The organism is Streptomyces sp. NPDC002130, from assembly GCF_040296465.1.
GTDB lineage: Bacteria > Actinomycetota > Actinomycetes > Streptomycetales > Streptomycetaceae > Streptomyces.
Genome location: NZ_JBEOXI010000687.1, coordinates 1 through 1715, shown reverse-complemented (window position 1 = coordinate 1715; position 1715 = coordinate 1). Strand labels below are relative to the sequence as shown.

The 1715-nt window shown below is 63.8% G+C and carries 2 protein-coding genes; one reads left to right on the top strand and one right to left on the bottom strand.

What is annotated here, in order from left to right; translation table 11 throughout:
- Positions 1-182: 182 nt before the first annotated feature.
- On the bottom strand, positions 183-902 hold the full coding sequence (locus tag ABT116_RS44440; protein WP_351646591.1) for a dolichyl-phosphate-mannose--protein mannosyltransferase: 720 nt from the start codon (positions 900-902) through the stop codon (positions 183-185).
- 59 nt (positions 903-961) lie between these two features.
- On the opposite strand from ABT116_RS44440, the gene ABT116_RS44435 reads away from it, so the two are divergent.
- Positions 962-1715 (top strand): DUF2252 family protein (locus ABT116_RS44435; protein WP_351646589.1); only part of this gene is annotated, 754 nt, incomplete at its 3' end.

Below are 1715 nucleotides of genomic sequence, written 5' to 3'. Positions count from 1 at the left end.
CCCGCGGGTCTTCCCCGACCCCGAGCAAGGATCTTTCGCACGACCCGATCATCGTTGCGGCGAAGGAACAGAAACGTGCCCTCTTACGCCCGCGGCGGGGGCGCCGCGTCGGCAAACCGGCGGAGTAATCGTGAAACGAAGGAGGCACCGAACCCGGTTCGGTGCCTCCTTCGTTTGTCCCCCTATTTCCAGCTCGGCAACCACAAATGGTTCTGCCACGATTCGGGCGTGATCGGCATGGCTGTGAGTATCGGCCAGAGGTAGACGAAGTTGGCTACGACCAGACCGATGTACAGACTGACTGCAAGAAGTCCGGTGGTACGACGCTCGACGGACGCGCTCGCCTTGCCCAGAACGTCGCCGAGGACCAGCGCGAATCCCATGACCATGAACGGGGCGAGCGCAACGGCGTAGAAGTAGTACATCTGGCGGTCGAGCGTCGCGAACCACGGAAGGTAAGCGGCGCCGTAACCCGTCAGGACCACTGCGTATCGCCAGTCACGGCGCACGAACGTCTGCCAGATCGCCCACGCCAACATCGGTAGCGCCAGCCACCACATTGCCGGTGTGCCGATCAGCATCACGGCCTTGACGCAGCTGGCGGCCCCGCAACCGGTGACCTGCTCGCCGTCGGCGTAGTAGTAGAGCATCGGTCGTAGCCCCATCGGCCACGTCCACGGTTTCGACTCCCACGGGTGGTGGTTTCCGGCGGAGTTGGTCAGACCGGCGTGGAACTGGAGAACGTTTCCGCTGTAGTACCAGAGTGAACGCAGTGCGGAGGGAATGAAGCTCCATGTGCCACCCTCACCGATCTCGTTGCCGACGGCATGACGGTCGACGCCGGTCTCGCTGGTGAACCAGGCCCAGTAGCTCGCGAGGTACACACCCAGCGGAATGATCACCAGCGCATACAGAGCTGGACCGATGTCGCGAACGGCGGTGCCGACCCAGGGGACCCGACATGGACCCGCTGAGCAGGCCTGCCGGTCAGTTGGCTCTCGAGAACGAACCGGACAGCAGGGCGACGCTGCGGGCGCGTCAGACGCCTCGCAGTGAGCGTCGCAAGATCGGGAAAGGCCTGCGCAAGCGAGTGGCGCGATCGTCGCTCGGCGACTGGACGCCCCCATCCGATCGACGTGACCCGGTCGATCAGGTCAACACGGCACACGAGGGAAGACTCGACTGGTTGGTTCCGATTCGGGTGGGACGCATGGTCGCTTCACCGTACGGATTTCTGCGCGGTACCGCCGGATTGATGGCCGAGGACATGGCGCAGCTCCCGTCCACCGGCATCACACCCGTCATCTGTGGGGATGCGCACGTCGGAAACTTCGGGTTCTACGGATCCCCGGAACGCGAACTTGTCATAGACCTCAACGATTTCGACGAAGCACATCCCGGCCCCTGGGAATGGGATCTGCGAAGGCTGGCCGCGAGTATCTGGGTGGCCGGGCGGCAGAACGGTCTCACCGAAGCTCAATGCGAAACAGCAACAACCTCGTGTGTGTCCGCGTATCGCCTCCACCTGGCAAAGCTGTCCGAACGTCCACTGTTCGATCGCTCCTTCGACCGGGTCGATCTCGACGGACTCACCGACCACGTCACTGATCCCGGATTGCTGGCGGAGATCCGACGCGCCGCGGAGCGCGCACGACGACGGACGAGCGATCACGCAGTGCCACGGTTCACCATCGAGGATCACGGGCGACGCCAGC